17 protein-coding genes and 1 pseudogene are annotated in these 21280 nt (G+C 66.1%); 8 read left to right on the forward strand and 10 right to left on the reverse strand.

All coding sequences use genetic code 11. The features are described from left to right. Positions 1 to 646: 646 nt before the first annotated feature. The 4 genes from ACQP1G_RS38705 to ACQP1G_RS38720 form a co-directional block, all read right to left on the reverse strand. Complete coding sequence (locus ACQP1G_RS38705; RefSeq protein WP_433194635.1) at positions 647 to 1840, reverse strand: alpha/beta hydrolase; 1194 nt, start codon at positions 1838 to 1840, stop codon at positions 647 to 649. Positions 1841 to 2199: 359 nt separating this feature from the next. Further along, positions 2200 to 4980 carry an AAA family ATPase gene (locus ACQP1G_RS38710; RefSeq protein ID WP_433194636.1) on the reverse strand — a complete coding sequence of 927 codons (2781 nt, stop codon included), beginning with the start codon at positions 4978 to 4980 and terminating at the stop codon, positions 2200 to 2202. A 36-nt stretch (positions 4981 to 5016) separates the two neighbouring features. After that, on the reverse strand, positions 5017 to 5493 hold the full coding sequence (locus ACQP1G_RS38715; protein WP_433194637.1) for a hypothetical protein: 477 nt from the start codon (positions 5491 to 5493) through the stop codon (positions 5017 to 5019). A gap of 67 nt (positions 5494 to 5560) precedes the next feature. After that, positions 5561 to 5848 (reverse strand): hypothetical protein, encoded by a 288-nt coding sequence (locus ACQP1G_RS38720; RefSeq protein ID WP_433194638.1) that lies wholly within the window; start codon positions 5846 to 5848, stop codon positions 5561 to 5563. Between the two features lie 233 nt (positions 5849 to 6081). Here ACQP1G_RS38720 and ACQP1G_RS38725 point away from each other — a divergent pair, with 233 nt between their 5' ends. Further along, complete coding sequence (locus ACQP1G_RS38725; RefSeq protein WP_433194639.1) at positions 6082 to 6819, forward strand: DJ-1/PfpI family protein; 738 nt, start codon at positions 6082 to 6084, stop codon at positions 6817 to 6819. Between the two features lie 132 nt (positions 6820 to 6951). After that, positions 6952 to 7137, forward strand: a pseudogene (locus ACQP1G_RS38730) (nitronate monooxygenase); the annotation flags it as partial. A gap of 115 nt (positions 7138 to 7252) precedes the next feature. On the opposite strand, the gene ACQP1G_RS38735 reads toward ACQP1G_RS38730, so the two are convergent. From ACQP1G_RS38735 to ACQP1G_RS38745, 3 genes are read right to left on the reverse strand one after another with little or no spacing between them, the layout of a single operon-like run. Next, positions 7253 to 7999, reverse strand: a complete 747-nt coding sequence (locus ACQP1G_RS38735) for a thioesterase II family protein (protein ID WP_433194640.1) — start codon at positions 7997 to 7999, stop codon at positions 7253 to 7255. Continuing rightward, positions 7989 to 8507, reverse strand: coding sequence for a DUF2505 domain-containing protein (locus tag ACQP1G_RS38740; RefSeq protein ID WP_433194641.1), 519 nt, complete (start codon positions 8505 to 8507; stop codon positions 7989 to 7991). The genes ACQP1G_RS38735 and ACQP1G_RS38740 overlap by 11 nt, the downstream gene beginning before the upstream one ends. A gap of 31 nt (positions 8508 to 8538) precedes the next feature. Continuing rightward, the gene (locus ACQP1G_RS38745; RefSeq protein ID WP_433194642.1) at positions 8539 to 8934 is read right to left on the reverse strand and encodes a hypothetical protein; all 396 of its coding nucleotides are present in this window, start codon (positions 8932 to 8934) and stop codon (positions 8539 to 8541) included. Between the two features lie 431 nt (positions 8935 to 9365). Here ACQP1G_RS38745 and ACQP1G_RS38750 point away from each other — a divergent pair, with 431 nt between their 5' ends. Beyond that, positions 9366 to 10370, forward strand: a complete 1005-nt coding sequence (locus ACQP1G_RS38750) for a heme/hemin ABC transporter substrate-binding protein (protein WP_433194643.1) — start codon at positions 9366 to 9368, stop codon at positions 10368 to 10370. 13 nt (positions 10371 to 10383) lie between these two features. Here the strand turns inward: ACQP1G_RS38750 and ACQP1G_RS38755 are convergent, their stop codons facing one another. Next, positions 10384 to 13416, reverse strand: coding sequence for an alpha-mannosidase (locus ACQP1G_RS38755; RefSeq protein WP_433194644.1), 3033 nt, complete (start codon positions 13414 to 13416; stop codon positions 10384 to 10386). Between the two features lie 219 nt (positions 13417 to 13635). Here ACQP1G_RS38755 and ACQP1G_RS38760 point away from each other — a divergent pair, with 219 nt between their 5' ends. Then, positions 13636 to 14196 carry an SUKH-4 family immunity protein gene (locus tag ACQP1G_RS38760; RefSeq protein WP_433194645.1) on the forward strand — a complete coding sequence of 187 codons (561 nt, stop codon included), beginning with the start codon at positions 13636 to 13638 and terminating at the stop codon, positions 14194 to 14196. Between the two features lie 37 nt (positions 14197 to 14233). Here ACQP1G_RS38760 and ACQP1G_RS38765 read toward each other — a convergent pair whose 3' ends face one another. Next, positions 14234 to 16825 (reverse strand): helix-turn-helix transcriptional regulator, encoded by a 2592-nt coding sequence (locus ACQP1G_RS38765; protein WP_433194646.1) that lies wholly within the window; start codon positions 16823 to 16825, stop codon positions 14234 to 14236. Positions 16826 to 16953: 128 nt separating this feature from the next. Here ACQP1G_RS38765 and ACQP1G_RS38770 point away from each other — a divergent pair, with 128 nt between their 5' ends. Next, on the forward strand, positions 16954 to 18153 hold the full coding sequence (locus ACQP1G_RS38770; protein ID WP_433194647.1) for a styrene monooxygenase/indole monooxygenase family protein: 1200 nt from the start codon (positions 16954 to 16956) through the stop codon (positions 18151 to 18153). A gap of 13 nt (positions 18154 to 18166) precedes the next feature. On the opposite strand, the gene ACQP1G_RS38775 is transcribed toward ACQP1G_RS38770, so the two are convergent. Further along, positions 18167 to 19327, reverse strand: coding sequence for a cytochrome P450 (locus ACQP1G_RS38775; RefSeq protein WP_433209177.1), 1161 nt, complete (start codon positions 19325 to 19327; stop codon positions 18167 to 18169). A 279-nt stretch (positions 19328 to 19606) separates the two neighbouring features. Here ACQP1G_RS38775 and ACQP1G_RS38780 point away from each other — a divergent pair, with 279 nt between their 5' ends. The 3 genes from ACQP1G_RS38780 to ACQP1G_RS38790 all read left to right on the forward strand — a co-directional run bounded on the left by ACQP1G_RS38780 (position 19607) and on the right by ACQP1G_RS38790 (position 21279). Then, a complete protein-coding gene (locus ACQP1G_RS38780; protein WP_433194648.1) occupies positions 19607 to 19795 on the forward strand; it encodes a hypothetical protein in 189 nt (62 codons plus the stop codon). Positions 19796 to 19845: 50 nt separating this feature from the next. Continuing rightward, positions 19846 to 20547 carry an esterase/lipase family protein gene (locus ACQP1G_RS38785; RefSeq protein WP_433209180.1) on the forward strand — a complete coding sequence of 234 codons (702 nt, stop codon included), beginning with the start codon at positions 19846 to 19848 and terminating at the stop codon, positions 20545 to 20547. A gap of 333 nt (positions 20548 to 20880) precedes the next feature. After that, complete coding sequence (locus tag ACQP1G_RS38790; RefSeq protein WP_433194649.1) at positions 20881 to 21279, forward strand: TOBE domain-containing protein; 399 nt, start codon at positions 20881 to 20883, stop codon at positions 21277 to 21279. Position 21280: the final 1 nt, after the last annotated feature.

Here is a 21280-nt window from a genome sequence, read left to right on the forward strand (position 1 = left end):
GCGAAACACATCCGCTGACAACCGGATTCGAGGAGCACCCGCAGTAGCGTGCCGCCTGTTCACCGCGGCCCCGAACGGGGCGGCACCGACAGCACAGTCCGGCTCATGGTAGGTGGGTCCGCAGAGATCTCCTACCGAATACATTGCCACCGCCCATGAATTGGCCGCGGCTTCGGCGTGCACGGTGTGGCGCACTATCTGGAGCCGTTCAAAGCGTGCAGCTGTTACGGCCATCCGACTATTGACCCGGTGACTCGCCCGCTCGAAGGTGTACTGGACATCACCGGCCCGGCCGAGAACGCCTGTCCGCTGTTGAAACCTCCAGTGGCGCAGTCAGTTCGGGTCCATGTGCCGGTGAGTCCCAGATGTCGAAGCCGAAATCCGGTTCCGCTTCGAGCATTCCGACGGCACCTCCGGGTATCCGCGCATCCACGGCCGGCCGGCACGACCGTGGACCCCGGCACGGTCATGCGTGAGCTCGACCCGGTGCGGCGCCAGCCGCGCCCGTGGCGGCCGATCACCACGATCGCCGGTGATGCCGCCGAACTACCGGATCTCGCGCGGCGCGACTTCACCGCCGCGCCGGGCGGTCCGGCTCGTCGGCTCTCTACCGGAACCCCGGGTTGCCGTTGCCGACGATCGAAAGTCAGCTGTTGATGTCGAGTGTGTGGGCGATGGTCGGCCAGGACCGGGCCAGTTCGTCGGCCCAGTACGGCCAGGAATGGGTGCCGGTGGGCCGCAGGTTGACTGTCGCGGGAATCTGCAGTCGTGTGAGCTGGTCGGCGAGAGCCAGGGCGCAGGCGTAGGCGCCGGCTTCCAGTGGTCCGCCGATGGTGAGGGTGTCGGAGAGGTCGGCCTGGTCGGGAGTGTCGTGTTCGCCGGGAATCCCGCTGCCGCTGGACAGATAGACCGCGCTGCCGCGCAAGGCTGCCGCGTGGGCCATGACGTCATGTGCGAGCCAGTCCGGATCGCCCGGGGGCCCGAACATGTTGTCCGGGTTGCCGCCGTAGGTTTTCACAATCCCGCGGGCTTGGGCCTGGCCTGGTTCAGAGGCGACGGTGTAGCAGCCGCTGTGCGCGGCCACCGCCCGATACAGGCCCGGATTGCGGACGGTGAGCATCATCGCGGCCTCGGCGCCCATGGAGACTCCCTCGATCGCGTTGCGTCCGTTGCCCTCGAACTGTGCGTCGATCAGCGGGGGCAGTTCGCGAGTGAGGAAGGTCTCCCACTTGTTGGTACCCAGGACGGGGTCCTGGCGTTGCCAGTCGGCGTAGAGGTTGGCCGGCCCTCCGGTCGTCAGCACGACGTTGATGTTCTTGTCGGCGAAGAACTCCACGGCACGGCCGTGCTCGGTCCAACTGCTGGCATCTTCGGGAGCACCGCGTCCGTCGAGCATGTACAGGGTAGGTCGCGGCCGGCTGCGGTCGGCCGGTACCAGCACCTGCACCTGCACGGCCCGGTTCATCGCCGGTGACTGTACGAAGACCCGCAGCCAACGGTCGGTGATCGGCTCGATCCGAGTGACGACCGGCCGGACCGCGAAACCGGCGTCCTCGGCGGGAGCGTGGTATCCGCCCGGCGGGCCGAGATCCGGACCAGACGTCGGCGGCGCCGCGGCAGCCGCCCCGGCCGCCATCATCAACGCCATCGCCGCCGACGCAACCTCGCCTGCGACCCGCAACACCCACGCACGTAGCCTCATCGGCTGCCGCACCCACGGCCCCGCCGCACGGGTGGCGCTTTCGTCCGACTTGCTCGGTAGTTCGGCGTCACCTCGCGCACGCCGAACATCAACACCACGACCACGAACACCGTGGTAACCACCCACCCTGAACCGCATGAGCCTCCTAACGTCCCACTGGATATCGTACCGTTGAATAGGGGCATGTCGCCGCGGCCGATAACAGCAGCGCCGATAGCCCCCATGTAGCGGCGCAGCAGGATCATCGCCAGCTCCCCGCCCCTCACTGTCAGGCGAGCCGCTCGGGGGATACGCGTCGGCCATATTCTGCGCCGGAGCACGCGGACGGCGACAGCCGCCCCGAAGATAAGGAAAAGGAAGCAGCCAGGGGCAGCGGATGGCCGTCGGGTCCGAAAGTGGAAAATCTCGGCCGATCCGCCGCTCGGCCTCCGTCGGCACATCGACGATGGCAGCGGGCCTCGGCTGGGCAGCGATCAGCTGGATCAGGTCTGCGACGGCTACAACGCGACCATGTTTCGGCCCCGCGGCAAGGCATCCCGAAGGCCCTTGCGCGAGGTGATCCCGAGTTTGCCGAAAACCTTGCGGAGGTGCCATTCGACGGTGCGGTCGCTGATGAACAGCTCCGCACCGATCTCGTTGTTGGTGCGTCCGTCCCGCGCCAGCCGAGCGATGTACTCCTCCTGTGGGGTCAGCTCGTCTTTGGTATCGGCCCTGCGCTTGCGGACCTTCTCCCCGGTCGCGAGCAGCTCTCTGCGGGCTCGCTCGGCGAATCCGTCGGCACCCATCTGGACGAACATATCGTGGGCGGCGCGCAGTTCGTGCCGTGCGTCCACCCGCCTGCCCTCGCGGCGCAGCCACTCACCGTAGAGCAACCGGGCACGAGCGATGTCCGGTCGCAACCGAGTGCGGCCGAGCCGCCCGATCGCCTCGGCATAATGACCTTCGGCCACCGGTCCACCACCGAGCAACGCACGGCACATTGCCACGGTGCCCGACCCCCAGTCGCCGCCCTCGACCGATGTCGCCGCTATTGCCTCCAGCGCATCACTCGCCGCCGCTGTCTCGCCGCTTCGGACGGCGGCCTCGACCAACTCGGGAAGTACCAGCGCGGTGAAGGGCCCGTCGCTCTCCTCGACCGCATGCTTCGCCGCAGCCAATGCCTGTCCGTAGTGCCCGAGGCCGTTGTGCAGGACCGCGGTCGCCCAATTGGCCATGAGCGAGCCGAGTCCCTCTCCACGATCCATGGAATCCCTGACTATGGCGGCGAACAGCGATGATGCTTCCTCCGCGCGGCCCCGATAGGCGGCGTGGAACAGTGCGCCGTACGAGGCCCTCCGCGTCCCGGTCACGTCTTTGACGATGTCCTCCTCGACACCGAGCGACGTGGCCGCCTCGAGGTCACCGCACCTGACGGCAGTCACTCGGTACATGTTCAGCGCGCTGGCCAACGGGGCCAGCGCACCCGAGGCACGAGCGAGTTGGACGTGGCGAGCGCTCACCTTCGCCCAGCTGTCGGAGTCCCACAGCGCAAGCGCCGCCACCGCGGCCAGAACTCCCCAGTGCAGCCACTGCTCGGCGGACGGCTGGTCGCCGAGGAAGGCGTCCACTGCTCGCCGCAGCGTCGGCGCAGCCGCCACATGTCCATCGATAAACAGCGTCGCCAGACCGTCGAGGAGCAGGTCGCGGGGCAACTGTGCGCCTTGCGGCCGTTGTGGTGCCGACCTCGCCGCGAGCGAGACGTCGAGTAGCCGGCCGCCGGGTTGGGCAAGACGATCGGCGACGTGCGCCGCGCCCCAAGCCTCGATGTAGGTCTCTCGCGCGAGCCCGGCATCCAACGGCTCGAGCTGCTCGGCGGCGCGGCGCAGCAGAACGGGCGCTGCGCGTCCGGAGCTGGCCGCCCGGTTGATCTGTCCGCTGAGCAGGTCCACTCGGGCACGCTGGAGATCGTCCACGGCGAAGGCCGCGGCCGTAGCAAGCGCTCCCAGCGCGGCGTCGAAGGCACCCGCATGCAGGCTGGCATGCGCGGCCGCGAGGGCTCGCTCGGCGCGTCGCCCGGGATCGGGCGTCAGAGCTGCCGCGCGCTGCAGGAATGCCGCAGCAGCAGGCAATCCTCCTCTGGCCTGAGCCCTGTCCGCGGTGTGCTCGAGCTCGGCGGCGATATCTTCGTCCCGGCCAGTGGCCGCCGCAGCCAGATGCCACACCCGGCGCTCGGGATCGCCGTCGGGATCCGTCGCAGCGGCCAGCGCCAGATGCGCGGCACGGCGTGCCTCCGGCGTCGCCGCCGCGGATGCCGCCGAGCGCACGAGCGGATGCCGGAACCACACCCGGGAGCCGACGTCGAGTAGCTGTTCGAGGTCCGCCGCTGCTATCGCGTCGGGGTGGACATCCAGCGTCTCCGCGGCGCGCCACAGCCGTGCGGCATCTCCCGTGGGATCTGCCGCGGCCAACACCATCAGCCGCCGTGTCTGTTCGGGGAGTGCCTGTATTCGGCGCACGTAGTGGTCCTCGAGCTGTCTGTCGAGGGGGTCCGATCGGGGGCCCGAAGTCTGCGCGGCGAAGCCACCGGCCAGCTCTGCCCGGCTCATCTCCCTGGGCAGCTCCAGCAGGGCGAGGGGATTGCCGCGGGTCTCCCCGATCAGCCGGTCACGAACCTGCTCGTCGAGCCGACCGGGGATCGTGGCCGCGAGCAGAGCCCGGGCGTCCGCGTCGGAGAGGCCCTCGAGAGTCATGGCCGGTATGTCGGCGAGCAACCGATCGTCGGCAGGCTCTCGAATCGCGCACAGCAGCAGCACCGACTCGGCCAGCAGACGTCGCCCGACGAACCCGAGAACCTGAGCAGATGCGTCGTCCAACCACTGGGCGTCATCGACGAGACACACCAGCGGACGCTCGCTGGCCGACCCGGCCAGCAGGCCCAACACGCCCAAACCCAGCACCAATCGGTCTGGCGCCGATCCGGCCGTCAACCCGAAGGCAACCGCCAAGGCTCGCTGCTGCGGCTCCGGCAGCCTGACTGCTCGACCGATCACCGGCCCGCAGAGCTGATGCAGCGCCGCGAACGGCAGCTCCAGCTCGGACTCCACGCCAGCGATCTCGATCACGCGGCAGCCGGTCGCCCGACTTGCGCAGTAGTGCAGGAGCGCAGTCTTGCCCACCCCCGCCTGACCCCGGATGACGAGCACACCGCTCTGGCCACCCCGAAGCCTGCCCAGCAGGCGATCGAGTTCCTGTCGCTCCCGAGCGCGCCCCGTCAAGGCCGGTTTCTGGCGGGCGGCCATCCTCCAACGATACGACCGGATCGACCGCCGTGACCATCAAGTCGTCGGCGACAATCCGGCCGCGTCGACCTGCTCATTGCGGGATTCGATGGCCCGCAGGCTCTTCTCGAACGCCTTCACCAGCACGCCCCTGCCGACGGTGCCGAGCACAAGGCCGAGCAGCCGTCCCCGGAGATTCCGGCCTTCGCGCACGATGACCACGTCCACCGCGGTCATCCCGTCCGGCTGCCGGGTGAAGGTGTAGGTGTAACCGGACCGGCCGCCCCATACATTGGAGACGATCGTCTCGAGAACGACGTGGTTGAGGTCGGACCAGTCGTAGTCCAGGCGCTCCCAGATCCCACCGGAACCTTCTGTCACGTCGGCGTGGTCGGGGCCCCGGTTGTGCACCTGGAGGTACTCGTCGGCGCTGTTGCCGAACAGCTTCGAGCGCCCCGGCCCGAAGTCGGTGAGCCCGGCGACGAACTGCTCCGCCGTCGCGGTGGTGGTCTTCGTGATGTGGATCGTGGACATGTTGTGATGCTCCTCAGTCGAGTGGTTGACGTCTCGGGTCAGTATTCGAATGGCTTGATGTTTCGGGTCATACCGGCAGCTCTGCACCGGTTTGCTCGGCCACCATGTAGGCGGCGTACCAGCCCGGCCAGTCCTTGTCGTACTCACCACCGGTGCGCTTCTCGTGCTCGCCATGGGCGATCGCCGCACGCTTCAACGCCTGCACCAGGTCGCTCACCGACGCGAACGACGTTGCTGCGGGATCGTTGCTGCGCGGCCGACCGGCGTCGGCACCTCGAGCGCCGAGCGTCACGTCGACCCGACCGACGCTCGCGTCCCGGGTGGTCTGGTCACTGCGGATGTCCGCACTGGTCACGGTTTCCTCCTCGGATCGGTGTATCGCTGTCGAGTTCCAGCCTCGCGCTGCGGCCACCGCGTCGCACCAGTGGTGATCCCTGGTCTGCCACGTGCGGCTTTGCTGGTGCCGCGCCGACGTCGGTGGTAGGCATAAGTCAGGAATTACTCATGATGTCCGCATCCAGTGACGCTCTGCGCGATACCGGCCGGCCAAGGGGCCGCCGGTACAAAAATCTAGCGAAGAGGTGAACCATGCCTGAGAATATTCCACGCAAGGCACTGATCGCCATTAGTAGCTACCACGGCGTAATCTATCCGGATGGCACAAAAACCGGCCTCTTCTATACCGAAGCTCTACATCCATTCGAAGTGTTCACGCAGGTCGGTTTCGAAGTGGATCTTGCCACAGAAACAGGCACATTCGGTTTAGACGATCTCTCGCTGACCGATCGATTTTTGACGGGTGACGATAAGGTAGTCTTCGATAACCCGGAGCATCCGTTCAATGTAAAGTTGAATTCGCAGTTGCGGAAGGCATCCGACCTGAGAAAAGAGGAATACGGGTTGTTCTTCGCTTCTGCGGGGCATGCGGCGCTCTATGATTATCCGAGCGCTCGAGGGCTTCAGGCTGTCGGCGAAGACGTCTGGACTCGGGGAGGTATCGTCGCCGCTATATGTCATGGACCGGTGATCCTGCCCAAGATAATCGACTCCGAGACCGGCAATTCGGTTATCGAAGGGAAAACCGTGACGGGATTTACAGTCGAGGGTGAGGTTGCTTTGAATGTCCTCGAGAAACTCACATCCGATAAGGTGATCCCCGTCGTCGAAGCAGTGAGCGACGTGGGGGCCGACTACAGCTCTCCCATGCACCCGTTCGACGACTACTCCATTACTGCCGGCGGGGTAATTACTGGAGCCAATCCGGCAAGTGCTCGTAGCGCTGCCGAAAGGGTCGTGAAGGCCTTCGATAGCCTTCAGGAGGCATAGCAACGGGCAGCATCGCGGAGAAATCCGGCGTTAGTTTACTTATGCGGTTTCAGCCTCGGAGATAAGCGAGGTCGCCACCATGAACTCATAGAAGTGCCCGTCACGATCCCCGAAGTAGGCGAGACCTTCACCGCCGACGGCCACGGCGGCACCCCGTCGCCGCTGGCGCTCGTTCAGGAGATCCGTGAGTGGTTCGACGGGCCGGTGCTGCTGTCCGGCGCGATCGCCCACGGTCGTTCCATCCTCGCCGCCCAGGCCGCAGGCGCTGACCTCGCATATGTCGGTTCGGCATTCCTCTCGACCGTCGAGGCAGGATCGGCCCGGCCCGAAATCCCTTCCCGGAGCAGCCGGTTGGACATTGGTCGCGGCTGTGGTGTGGGTGATCGGCAACCTGGGGCGAGCAGTTGCGAATACGGATGCCCGACAACGGCTCTCAGATGTGGCTGTTCACTACGCGCGCTATTTCGGCGGGCTGGGTGTCGAGATAGAAATGGCCGCCGGGGAAGGTGTGTAGATCGAACGGCCCAGTGCTGTGGATGCGCCAACGGTCGAGCTGGGCCGGTGTGACCACCGGGTCATCGATACCGGTCAGGCCGACCACCGGGCAGTGCAATGGTTCGCCGGGGATATAGACGTAGTTCTCGATCGCGCGGTAGTCGTTGCGGACTGCCGGGAGGACGGCGGCGGCGAGGGCCGAATTGGTGCGCAGGATGGCCACCGACCCGGGATCGTTGGCCAAGCGCTCCAATTCCGCGATCAAGGTGGCATCGTCGGTGTCGATCACCTGGTCGGTGCGCGGTTCGGATGGAGCGGTCCGACCCGATACGAACAATGTGGTCGGGCCACGCCCCTGTGCTTCGAGACGGCGAGCAGTCTCGAAGGCGATGGTGGCGCCCATGCTGTGACCGAAGAAGGCCAACTCACAGCCCAGTAGTGGGTCCAGCGCCGCGGCGACGTGGTCGGCCATTTCGGTCAGCGAGACGATCGGCTCCTCGCCGATGCGGTCACGACGGCCTGGATATTGGACGGCGTAGACCGCGACGCCATCGGTGATGTGGTTCGCGAGCGCACGGTAGCCGCCGGCGGCGCCACCACCCGGCGGAAAGCACACCAGGACGGGCTCGGCGGGCGCTCCAGGACGCATCCGTCTCGTCCACATCGCGAACGAGTCACCGGCCATCGGGGAACTCCTCCCCGCGCGCCGTCAGCCAGCGCTCGGTGAAGGCGTCCACCGCACCGGAATCCTCGATGATGCTCTTGGCGACGGCCCCGGCGATCAGCCGCCCCGCCATCGGGATTCCGGAGTCGACGGTCACCACGTATTCGCAGACGCAGCCGTCCGCCGTATCGCGCAGTTCGCAGGCACCCGACATCGTGCTCACCGCCGCGATATCGGCGCGAACCTCCGCCCGGGCCAACCCGTCCACCAGCGGCGACCAGTGCTCGGAGTAGTCCAGTCGCAGCCCTGATGGCCAGACCTTCGACAGTCGCGATGGAATGCGCTCCGGGGCGACGGGTTTGGACACCGTCGCCAGCACCCCGGTCGCATCACGGTGGATCGACAGCTCGGCGTGCGGACCATCCAACTCGGCCACCCGCGCCTGCCAGTACTCGGTACTGACCTGCGCATTGTGGAAAAGTGCTGCGGGAAAGGAGAACTCGCTGACCAAACGAATCGTCTGAGCCATAATCACTCCTGGATCTGCTGCTCGGTATTCATCAGGGCCGGTGTTCGGTGATCCGAGCCCGAGCGTCGGCCCAGGACAGCGGTATATCCCCCGCGGCCGCCGCCGATTCGACGAAATTCGGGTCGCCGATCCGGCCTTTCATATCGGCGAGCATGTTCGCGTGGGTGCCACTGTGGGCGAAGTGGTCCATGGCCGCCTTATCCGACCATGCGGACAGGGTCCAGAAGGTTTTGGTGATCAGCTTCGCGTCCAGCGCGAACCCGACGCATCCGGGTGCGGACTGCAGCTGGCTGCGGATCCGCAGCGTCCAGTACAGAAACCGGGGCACGTCGGCATAGTTGCGCAACGGCAGCCGGGACGTGAGCACGTGCAGCTCGTCGCCATCGGCAGGCTGGTGTGTTCCGGGGGTCCATGGCAGGGCGGGCATGGCGGTCTCCGTTGCTTCTGTAGCAGGGGTCGGACTCGGTTGATGTTGGTGACAGGTGAATCAGCTCGTCCTCGGGACGGCGTGCCGGAGCCAGCCCGCTGCGCATCGGCTGCACTTTCTCGATGTCACCGTCCAACTCGTGGTTACCGTAGCGGTCGCAAACAGAGCATCGGAACTCCGGCGAAATACCTTGCCAGTTAACCTATTTCCGTGCCGTTCAACACGGGTTCACCGAGGACGCCTCGGATTCATCTTTCGATACGTCGAACTTGTTCCAGCAGGAACGAACTGAAACACCTCGACGAGAGCCCGGGTGCATTCGTGAACGGGGCATGAATACCGGAAAACCTTTGCGGGAAAAGAATATACGGCTCAACAACCGCCAAAATTGAGTAGCGGGGTATGAGCGACCGCCCGATACGATGAAAATCGTGTTCAACTGCGGCAGGGTTGGAATCCTGATACTCGGACTCGCTGTCACCCTCGGGCTAGGTGCTTGTTCAGCCACCGCCCCCAATGACGTTGTCAGCCATGGCAATATCACAGCAAAGCTCACCGACCTCGATCCGCAACCGGTTACATCGGACCCGCACCCGACGCTGCCGGTCACCGTTCGCAGTTTCGACGGCACGGACGTGACGGTGTCCGACGCCGGTCGCATCATCGCGGTGGACCGGTTCGGCACACTGGCGCAGACCGTCTACGCACTGGGCCTCGGCAGCCATCTCATCGGACGCAGCACCTCGGCAAAGCTCCCGGCGATCATCGACCGACCCGATGTCACCCCGAGCGGTGAATCCATGAGCATCGAGGCCGTGCTGGCACTACGACCCACCGTGCTGCTGACCGACACCACCACCGGTACGCCAGCGCAATTCGAACAGCTGCGCGCTGCGGGCGTGCCGATCGTCTTCTTCGATCCGACACGGACGTTGAACAGCACCGGGCCGCAAATTCAGGCGATCGCGGACGCGCTGGGCATCCACGACCAAGGTGTCGCACTCGCCCAGCGCACGACCTCCGAGATCGCCGCCGCCACAGCGGCGGTCCCGACCGCGAACCCGAAGGTACGCATCGCATTCGTGTACCTGCGTGGAACCGCGCTGACCATGCTGGCTGGCCCGGGCTCCGGCGCGGATGCGCTGATCACGGGTCTCGGTGGGGAAGACGCCGGAACAGCGGCCGGGCTCACCGAGCCATTCGTGACCATCACCAGCGAAGCCCTGATTGCGGCCCGCCCCGACATCCTGCTGGTCATGACCGACGGACTCGCCTCGATCGGCGGCACGGACGGCCTGCTCCGACTCCCCGGGATCGCACAGACTCCGGCCGGGCGCACCGGACGGATCATCGATATGTCCGACAGCGTCCTGCTCGGCTTCGGCCCCAATACCGGACGCGTACTGGCCGCGCTGCGTGCGGTCGTCTATCGCTGACGAGATCCCGAACTCACCCGGCACCGGATTCAGAGGAACGGGCGAACCGGAGCGTGACGAGCTGGAAAGGCCGCAGCCGCAAACGAACTCCCGCGCCCTCCGCGATGGCGGAGGTGTCCCCCTGCAGCGGCCGTTCCAGCAGATCGCACTCCTGAAATCCGGCGCTGTCGAAGTCGACGGCTACCAGCGCCGAGGCCCGGCCGCCGTGCGCTTCGTAGACTCGCAGCACGACGTCGCCGCTGCCGTCGTCCGCGAGCTTGACAGAGCTGGTCACCACGGCGTCGTTATCGATGGTGAACAGTGGCTCGACGGGTTCGGCGACACCGGGGGTCGACTGCGGGAGGTTGATGCGGTAACCCGCACGCACCGCATCCCCGATCGAGGCGCTCGGGATCAGCGAGTGCCGGAAGTGATGTGCACCGTGGTCGGTGTCCGGATCGGGAAATCGCGGTGCCCGCAATAGCGAAACCCGCAGTGTCGTCGTTGTCCCGCCGTCGGCCCGGACCGTGCGGGTGACGTCGTGGCCGTAAGTGGAATCGTTGACGAGCGCCACACCCCAGCCCGGCTCGGCGAAGTGGACGAACCGATGGTTGCAGGCTTCGAACTTCGCATACTCCCAACTGGTGTTGGTGTGAGTAGGCCGGAACATATGCCCGAATTGGGTCTCGGAGGCATAGCGGTCGGCGTGGATGTCCAGGGGGAAGGCCAGTTTGAGGAACTTCTCGGTCTCGTACCAGTCGACGCTGGTATCGATGTCCAGGGCTCGTGCGCCCGCCCGCAGCACCAGGGTCTGCTCAACCGTGGAAGACCCGAACGACCGGCCGACCCGCACCACCGACGCGACCGACGGATCCGATTCCGCCGCAACGAAGTCCGCTTCGACGAGGTTGGTGACCCGGTTCCGGTAGAAGAGGTCGACATCCCAAGCATCCCAAGCGTTCGGGTAATCCGGGTGCAGTTGCAGCAGGTTCGCGGCCGAATCCGGCGGCAGTGTCTCGCGCTGATGCTCGAGGTCGAATACCGACACCACGAGGCCGCGTGCATCCACTTCGACCCGCAGCAGACCGTTGTCGAGGACAAATCCGTCACCCGCACGCTCGGCCACCGAGCACGAGTGACCCGCCTCCGCGGGAGCCGCCGCACCAGCCGGAACCGACTGCCACATATGCGGTGCCGAGTTGAACACATTCGGCCCCACCCGCTCACCGCCGAGCACCCATTGGGCGCCTTCGATGATCGTGGTCAGCTCCTCGGCCACCGCCGCGTACGTCTGCTGCGCTTCGCGGTGCACCCATGCGATCGACGAGCCGGGCAGGATGTCGTGAAACTGGTGCAGCAGCACCGTCTTCCAGATCCGGTCCAGCGCCGCGTAGGGGTACTCGCGGTTCTTCCGCACCGTCGCGGTAGCGCACCACAGCTCGGCTTCTCGCAGTAGGTGCTCGCTGCGCCGGTTGCCCTGCTTGGTCTTCGACTGACTGGTCAGCGTGGCGCGATGCAATTCGAGGTACAGCTCCCCCACCCACACCGGCGGGTCCTGATATTCGGCCTCGGCCTTGGCGAAGAAGTCGGCAGGGGTGTCCCACACCACCTTCGGCGACCCCTCGAGGTTCTTCATCCTGGCGGCCTTCGCGATCATCTCCCGCGTCGTCCCACCGCCGCCGTCGCCCCAGCCGGTCGGCGCCAGGGACATCGACGCGCGGCCCTTGTCCTTGAAATTCCTTGCGGCGTGCGCGATCTCACGGCCGTGCATCGAGCAGTTGTAGGTGTCGATCGGCGGAAAGTGGGTGAAGATCCGGGTTCCGTCGATGCCCTCCCACAGGAAGGTGTGGTGCGGAAACTGGTTGAGCTGGCTCCAGGAGAGCTTTTGTGTCAGTAGCCATTTGGACCCGGCGGCCTTGATGATCTGCGGCATCCCGGCGGCGAATCCGAACGTGTCGGGCAGCCATGCCTCCTGGTTCTCGATACCGAACTCCTCCAGGAAGAACCGCTTGCCGTGCACGAACTGCCGCGCCATCGCCTCGGAGCCCGGCATATTCGTATCCGACTCCACCCACATGCCGCCGGTCGGCACGAACCGTCCCTCCGACACCGCCTGCTCGACCCGCGCGTAGACCTCGGGGCGGTGCCGCTTGATGAAGTCGTATTGCGCGGCCTGGGACATCGCATAGATGAACTCGGGCTCCTCGGCCAGCAGCGCCGTCATATTCGCGGTGGTGCGCGCGACCTTGCGCACCGTCTCGCGCAGCGGCCACAGCCATGCCGAGTCGATGTGCGCGTGCCCAACCGCGGAAATCTTGTGCGCGGACGGCACCGCTGGCTCGGCGAGCACATCGACCAAACACGCGCGCGCCGCCGCGGCGGTGTCGTTCACGTGCTGCGGATCGACGGCGTCCAGCGCGCGCTCGATCGCACGCACGATGTCGTAGCGGCGGGCGGGATCCTCGGGCATCTCGTGCATCAGCTCGCCGAGCACCTCCAGATCCAGCACCAGTTGCCAGACCTCTTCGTCGAAGACCGCCAGATCCAGTCGGCCCAACCGGTACTGCGGCTCGGCACCGGCGGTGGACTTGTCGCCGAGGGCGGTCGGGGCGAAGAAGGGAATGATCGGATTCGAAGCCGCCTCGACGTGCAACACCACATGCTCGCCGCCGACCGCCGATGACGCCACACGCACCCACTGGTTACGCGGATGCAGACCCTTGACCGGCGATCCGTCCGGCCGATAGACCAGCCCCTCACACTGGAACCCCGTCATGTTCTGGTCGAAGCCGAGGTCGATGAGCGCCTCGACGGTCTTACCCGCCCACGCGGCAGGCACCGTCCCCTCGACGGTCAGCCAGCTGGTTCCCCACGGTGCGCCCCACTTGGCGCCGGATTCGACTGGCGTCCGTGGCGCGGCCAAGCCCTCGGCGACCGGCACCGGCTCATCCGGCGCAACCCAGATGGACGCCGTCAGCGGCACCGACTCGGGGTAGATCGCGGGAGCGATCCGCTCTGTGAGGACCCGCCCGAGGCGGTTCTCGACCAACCGACGGTCATCGTGCATAGCGGCGGCTCCCATCGGACCAGGCGCGTGATCAAAGGACCGCCTCCATTCTCTGACAGCGCGGTGAATTCCGCGGCACACCGCCCTCGGTAATGTCCCCGATGACTCGGCATGTTCGGCTTTCGGCGGTGGTCCGTGACTCGGGTTTTGTCAGTAGCGATCGAAGTAAGGTCGCGCTCGAGGGGGATCCGGCAGTTCACATGGAGAGAATTGACGAGGATGACAAGGGATAACGGCCAGAGCGGTGTCGGCAACGTCACCGCGGAGGAGGTCCGTCGCATCTGGGGCGATCAACTCCAGCCGCTTCCAGCAGAACTGGTCAGCCCACGGCTGTCGGTGCCGACCCGCGAATTCCTCTCGACCGTGGGCCTACCGGCCGTCGAGACGGTCGAGTCGGCGGGCCTCATCCCCGTCCGGGACCTGCGGCTTTCCTTTCAACGGGAAGACCGCGAGTACATCGTGGTGGCCGAGGATATCGACCCTGGATGCGGCGTAGCTGTAGAGGTGGCCACCGATCGGGTGTTCTTCCTATGGGAGCGGGATCCGTCCGACCGTCTGCCGGTCAATTCCGACATTGCCCTGTTCGTGTGGTTCCTGGGAGTTTTCCAGACCACCGTGCTGGAGCTGGCCGAGGTTGACCATCGCATCGGCGAGGACCTCCTGGCGGACCGGTGGCACCAGTCGACCAGCCGCGACCCCGTGGCGATGAGGGACGACCGCAACTACTGGGTTGGGATGTGGGACAACCTCGCCGACGATTTCGTGGGTGGCACTCCGTAGCAGCGGACTCCTCGATCTGCTGATTCGCTCAGGGGCTCTACGGCCGAGGCTTGCGGTGCTGTGGACTCCGTGGCCGGGCCGCGACTGCTCGCGCCACCTCGTCGCGCCGGTCCGTGGGAACGAGCCGGGTGAGATCGGCTCGGGTGGTGATCATCAGCTTCTGGAAGATCGTGGCCATCTGTGCGTCAACGGTTTTGAACGAGCTGCCGCGGCGGGCGGCGATCGCGGTGTTGGTCCAGCCGGCCGCGGCCAGCGTGGCCACCTCCTGCTCGGCATTGGTCAGCTCGTACCACCGCGACGGACGGTGCTGCCGGACCGGATGATCGACGGCCAGCCGGTCCATGGACAAGGTGCCCAGTGCCAGCCGAGCGACCTCGTAGTGTTCGGGCCGCAGCATCGCGCCCTCGCGCTCGGCTGCGACGAAGTCCTTGTGCCCGAGCACATCTCGTGCCGATTCGATGGCCTCGGAGGTTTCGACACCGAAGGGCCCCAAATTCGCGATATCCACGCCCAAACGCTGCCGCACCGTGGATGCGCCACCGCTGAGCTGCGCAATCTCCACAGCCCATGCCCGCACCCTCTCCGCCGGGACGCTATTCGCCGCCCGCGCATCGTCGACCATTCGCGCCAACGTCCACGCCCGAATATGCACCGCCCAGATGAGACCCCACTGGTCACGCATCGCGAGTTGATCGGCAAGGGCCGTACGTCCCACCGCGAGTGCCTCTTTCGGATCACCGTGTTTGGTGAGCGCTATCGCCCAGGCCAATTCGGCCCATGACTTGGCCCACCCCGCGCCCGCGGCGGTGACATTGTCGAGATGTCGACGCGCGATATCCAGCGCCTGCGCCGCGGTGCCGACGAACCCGGCGGCCAGCGCCTCGAACAACTCGCTCATGGCCGCCGCACCGAGATCACCATGGGCGGTGAACTTCTCACGCGCGTCGCCCAGCACTGTGATCGCGCGCGCGTCGCACTGCACCAGCAGCAGCTCACAACCTCGGGTGTATTCCACCGGTGCGGGCAGACCGAGATCGGTCTCGGGATCCCTACGCCAGTTCGCCCGTACTTCCGGGTCGCTGACACAGGCCGCGACACATTCGTCGAGCATCCGCTCGGCATCCTTCTGCATGCCCTGGCACATGCTGATCCAGCCGATCAATGCCATCGCCGATATCTGGAGCTCGACCGGCGGCGATTCCAGCTCACGAGTGGCCGCCAATGTCCGCTCGGCCCAGCGCCGGGATTCACGCAACGAGCCCTTGAAGAACGGAACGCGCAGCGCGATCAGACCGATCGCGATATCCAGACCGATCGCCGCTTCCCCTGGCGTGTCGAGACTTCCGTCGATCGCGCAGAGCAGGTTGTCCCATTCCGCACGCGCCCAGTTCAGCAGATCCTGTTCCGACGACCCGAACCACTCAGCGCGCGCTTGCGCGACCTTATCTCGGTAGTAGCGACGATGCGCGCGGGTCAGCCGCGTCCATTCCGCGTCGCCCGAGCGCTCGCGCAGTCGCTGCTGCGCGAAGACTCGGAAACTCTCGAGCAGCGAATAACGCACCGAGGTCGCGCTCAGGTGCAGCGAAAGGAGTGACTGATCCACCAGGCGCTCGAGTAGACCCTCGACTTCCGCTCTGGCGATACGCACTTCGGCGTCGCCCGCAACCGCGTCGAGGTCGGCGCACACCTCTTCGATCGCCGCGAGCTCAACTCCGACGTCACCCGCGGGTGCGCGCTCGTCGTCTGGATCGGCGTCGTAGCCCGCGGCGAACACCGACATCCGCTCGAAGAGCAGCTGTTCCTTATCCCGGCACAAATCGAACGACCAAGCGATGACATCGCGAATGCCTTGATGCCGTTCATCGGCGCCGACACGCGGTCCGTGCGACCACCCCAGCCGTCGATCGGTCGCGCCCCCGTTGAGATCGCGCAGGATCAACGGCAGCGGCTGGCGTGACAGCCGGGCCGCCGCCAGCCGGATATACAGCGGATGGTTGTGCAGATGGCGGCAGATCGAATCCGCCAGCGCGAGTTGGTCTTCCGCGACGGTGTGCCCGGTCAGCTCGGCTCGTTTGCGGAACAGTGTCAGTGCCTGGTCCTGGGGCAGCGACCCGACGGGCAGCAATTGTTCGTCGACCCATCCGATCGCCTCGCGACTCGTCGCCAGCACGGTCAGACCCGGCACCTCGTCGAGTAGTTCGGCAATCAGTCGACCCGTGCCGTCCAGCACATGCTCGCAGTTGTCCATCACCAGCACCGTCTGCAACATGCGGCCGACCGCATCGGAGCGGGTGAGCGTGTCGACCAACGCGGCCCACGCCGAACGGCCGGAGAAGTCGGCATCGACGATCGCCTGCGCGACCTCGTCCTCGATCGCCGTCGCGTCGGATCCCTTGGACAGGCGGGCCAGCCGGACCCAATACACCGGCACCCGCCGGGCCTTCTGATACCGGTGAACGGCCTCGGTGGCCAGGCGTGTCTTGCCGATACCACCCGCACCGATCAGGGTGATCAGCCGTGCCGAATCCAGCAGCAGCGTGACGATCTTTTCCAGCTCGCGTTCTCGGCCGACGAAATCACTGTTGGCCGCTGGCAGAGCACCAGTATTCGAGGACCGCCGCCCAGACACATCAAGGAAGCGTAGTCGCCGACGACCGTGCGCGCGCGGGCATCCCTACTACCGATGTGCGCACCCTACCTATCCGTAGACGATTGCCCCAGCGTCATAGGCGAATCCACGACCCGGAAGGATCCAAGGTGCGACGAGTACAGATACTCGGAGCGGGCGAGTGCGGTCTGCCCCTGGCTCACCAACTCGGACAAAGCGACACATCGGTCACCCTGGTGACCGATCGCAGCGCCGAAGCCGTCCTGTCCGGCTCCGTGACGAGCACGCAAGTGAAGTTTCCCGCGACCTTGGATCTCGAATCGCAAGCCGGTCTCGGGTTCTGGGACGCGACGGCGCCGCAGATCCAGGGCATCCGATTCACCATGGCCATCGACTGCAATCCGGTGGCGGGCTGGGCCGGACGCTTCAGCCGCCCCGCCCGCAGCGTCGACCAGCGGACGGTATTCGCTCGCCTGCTCACCGACTACGTCGCCGCGGGTGGCGATCTCGAGATCACCGACCTGTCGCTGCCGGAGATCGATCGGCGGGCCGGCGATTTCGACCTGACAGTCGTCACCCGAGCATCGCGGGAACTCGCCGACTGCTTCCCGGCCGACCCGACGTGGCCGCCGACACCCGGCCCACTGCGCAGCCTGGCGGTGCTGTATCTCGACGGGGTGTCGACCGACCCGGACGGCTTGGGAACCTACGTATCGCTGCCCGGATACGGTGAGGTGATCTCCTATCCGGGACTCACCGGCCCTCCGGGACAGGAAAGGCCCTGCGAGATATTGCTTTTCGAGGCGCTGCCGCAGGGTGGACTGGATATGTTCGGCCCGCTCGACAGCGCTGGCGAACGGTTGCGGCAGGCCGAACTGCTGCTGAATCGCTATCTGCCCCCGGCACTGGCCGATCGGTACCGCTATGCCGAACTGACCGATGGCGGAGCGACTTTGGTCGGTGCGGTGACGCCGACCATGCGGCAGCCGGTCGGCACCCTGCCATCCGGCGCACCGGTGCTCGGCGGCGGCGATGTCGTATGCCGGATGGACCCCGGCGGCGCGCAGGGCGCCAACAATGCCGTCCACTGCGCATTCCGCTACAGCGCAGCGATTCTCGGCAATCCCGACGGCCCCTACGACCGGGCCTGGATGAATGCGACTGCACAGCCCTGGCTGACCGATATCGCCCACCCCGCGGCACGCTGGACGATGGCGATGCTCGCGCCGCCCCCCGAGATGCAGGCATTGATACAGGCCGCACAGCAGGACCCGGCCCTCGCCGACGCCTTGGCCGACACCTTCGCCCGACCAGCGAATATGTCCCGATTCGCCGCCGCTACGCACTGATGTGTCGACCGCGTCATGCGGTCGGCAGCGCGGGAAAGACGACAGGCAGCGCGGTGAGCGCCCGATGGAATGGACCGGGACGCCACACCAGTTCCTCGACCGGCACGGCCAGCTCCACATCGGGCAGGACGTCGAGGAGTTGGTCGATGGCATCCTGGGCGATCAGGTAGGCCGCGGATCTGGCGGGGCAAGCGTGCGGTCCCGCGCTCCACGCCAGATGCGAACGGTTGCCGGTGAGGTCACCGGCGCTGACCGCCGGGTCGTTGTTACAGGCGGCCATGCTGATCACCACCGGCTCGTTGGCGGGTAGCCAGCTCTCGTCGAGCAGAATCGGCTGGCGGGGATAGGTGACGCAGAAGTTCGCCATGGGTGGATCGGTGAACAAGACCTCGTCGAGGGCATCGCGAGTAGACAGACTCCCGCCGAGGACGTTGCCCGCGAACCGGGCATCGGCAAGCATCAGCAACAGGGTGTTGACGATCAGATTCTGCTGCGGCTCGATCCCCGCGCCGTACAGGATGACCAGCTGATGGATCAATTCCGACTCGTCGAGTCGGGTCGGATGCGCCAGCAGTCGGGTGGTGATGTCGTCACCGGGTTCGGCTCGTTTGAGTGCGACCAACTCCCCCAGCGCCTCCGACAGCAACCGATTGCCCTCCTCGGCATCACTGCCCTCGAATACCGCCGCGGTGGCGGTGGCCACCTGCCGGCCGATCTCCGGCGGACAGCCGAGCATCGCGTTGACCGCGTCGAATGCGAGCGGAAATGCGTATTGGCGGACCAGGTCGGCCGCACCGGACGCACGAAAACCATCGATCAGCGGAACCGCGATCTCCTCCACGGTGGTGTGCAGGGTATGCAGATCGACGGCGCCGATGCTGTCGCCGATGACCTGCCGATAGCGCGCATGTTCCGCACCGGCGCTGCGCAGCGCATTCGGACGCCACTCGAGGATCGGCAACACCGGACAATCCGCGGGGACGGTCTGCTGCCAGGTGCGCGGGTCGGCGGGAAAATGCTCGGGGTCGTTGAGGATTCGCACCGCGCTGCGGTAGTCGATCACCAGGGTCGCGGGCACTCCGGGCGCAAGTTCGACCGGTGCCATCGCGCCGTAACGGCGGCGCATCTCCCGATAGGCCCGGTGCGGATCGGCCGCGAACTCCGGCGAGTACATCGGCACTGCGGCGTCGTCGGTGTCTACGGGCGAATAGTGATGTGGAACGGGACATTTTGCGTGTTGGGATGAGGACTGCGGCGTGGTCAACTGCGGAACTCCAAACGCTGGCTGTATCGCATAGGCACGAGGCGGGTCGCTGTAAGGGTCACGCAATAGGTAGGTGCCGGACATCGGTAACACCGGGCAACTACCGATGTCCTGCGCCTACCTATCGCGGCATCCTCAGGCCGGGGCGTCTCAGAAGGAGACGGACAGATCTGGGGAAGGTGAGATGATATGACCTCTCGGTCGACGACGGCTCACGGCACGAGACCGATCAGCGTCGCCGATATCGCGGCCCAGTCGGGCGGCATCCGTGCACTGCATCGACGTATCGACGAATTGCGTTCCACGGGAATGAATTTCGCGGCCGATACGATCACGAAGGAAATGGTGGCGTTGGGTATATCACCGAATCAGCCATGACCGGAACCGCCTGAGAGCCAACTGGATCAGGCAGGATGGTGAGCGTGCGTATGTTGTTGGCAGTCCTCACGCTCTGTCTAGGGGCCGGATGGACGGCATGTCCCGCCACCGCTGAATCCGGTTCCCCGGGCGGACCGAATCCGGTTCTGGTGATCGGCGGATTCGATGCCGATGTCACGAAACTCGACACCCTGCGAGCGTGGCTGGATTCCCGCGGCTACACCGCCTATTCGATGGTGCTGCCCGGCGACCCCACGGCGACCGCGCCCATTGCGGAGTCGGCGCGGGCTGTGGCCGACAAGGTCGCGGAGATCCGGCGCACGACCGGATCCGCCCGGGTCGACCTGGTAGGTCATTCCATGGGCGGGCTCGCTCAGCGTCACTTCGTGAAGTTCCTCAACGGGCGCGATCTGGTCGGCACCTACGTCGATTTCGGCACGCCCGAGCAGGGCGAACTGCTCGGAGCACTGTGCTCCACCTATCCAGGATGCCGTGATATGTCGCCGGGCTCGCCCTTCCTGACCGCACTCAACGCCGACCCAGCAGTACCGCCGGGCCTGCCCGCCTATCATCTCTTCTCCGAAAGCGCAGGCGCAGAGAAACTTCCGTTATCCGGCGCGATCAACGCCAGCATCCAGTCGTTCTGCCCCGGCCGCGAGGTCTCCCACGGCAACGAGCCCGTCGATGCCGTACTTCAGCAACTGGTCGACGCCGCTTTGCGCGGCACCCCGCTCACCGCAACCTGCCCCTGACGGAAGCGGTAGATCGCAGTTCCCGGCAGGGACGCCGGTCCTACTATTCGTCTTCGCCACGTCCGGCCCGCACCGCGAGCCGGACCACAGTGGCGACCGTCGCGCAGCCATTCGGCGCCCGGACCGAGGCCGTCGGATCGCGTGAACGCCAGCCCGTCTGTGATCGGTGCGCCGAGCCACGTAGGCCGACCAGAACGCGGTGACCGAGCCCAGCGGTGCGTAACCGCGATGGCCACTCTCCCGGCTCACCGGCGCATCAGGATGCAGTAGCGATCCGCTGAAGCGTGCGCATCCGGCTATACATTCCGTGGATACGGCAATATGCTGCGACTCGTGTCGAATCTGCGGATCAGTGAAGTTGCCGCTCTGATGGGTGTCAGCGATGACACCGTGCGGCGGTATATCGATCAGGGCCGACTGAACGCCATCCAGCTGGACAGCGGCCGAAAGGGCGTGAGCGGCCGCGAGCTGGCGGAGTTCCTGCGGGCGAACGCGGAGGCGCCGGAGCCGGGTACCGCGGTGGCGGTATCGGCGCGGAATCGAATGCGCGGGATCGTGACGCGAATCGTGAAAGACACGGTGATGGCCCAGGTCGAGATGCAGGCCGGGCCCTTCAAGCTGGTGTCGCTACTGAGCCGGGAATCGGTCGACGAGCTCGGCCTCGAGGTCGGCAGCGTCGCGGTCGCGTCGGTGAAGTCCACCCACGTTGTTGTAGAAGTCCCGGAAAGTTGAT

This window comes from Nocardia sp. CA-107356, assembly GCF_050946365.1.
Lineage (GTDB): Bacteria > Actinomycetota > Actinomycetes > Mycobacteriales > Mycobacteriaceae > Nocardia.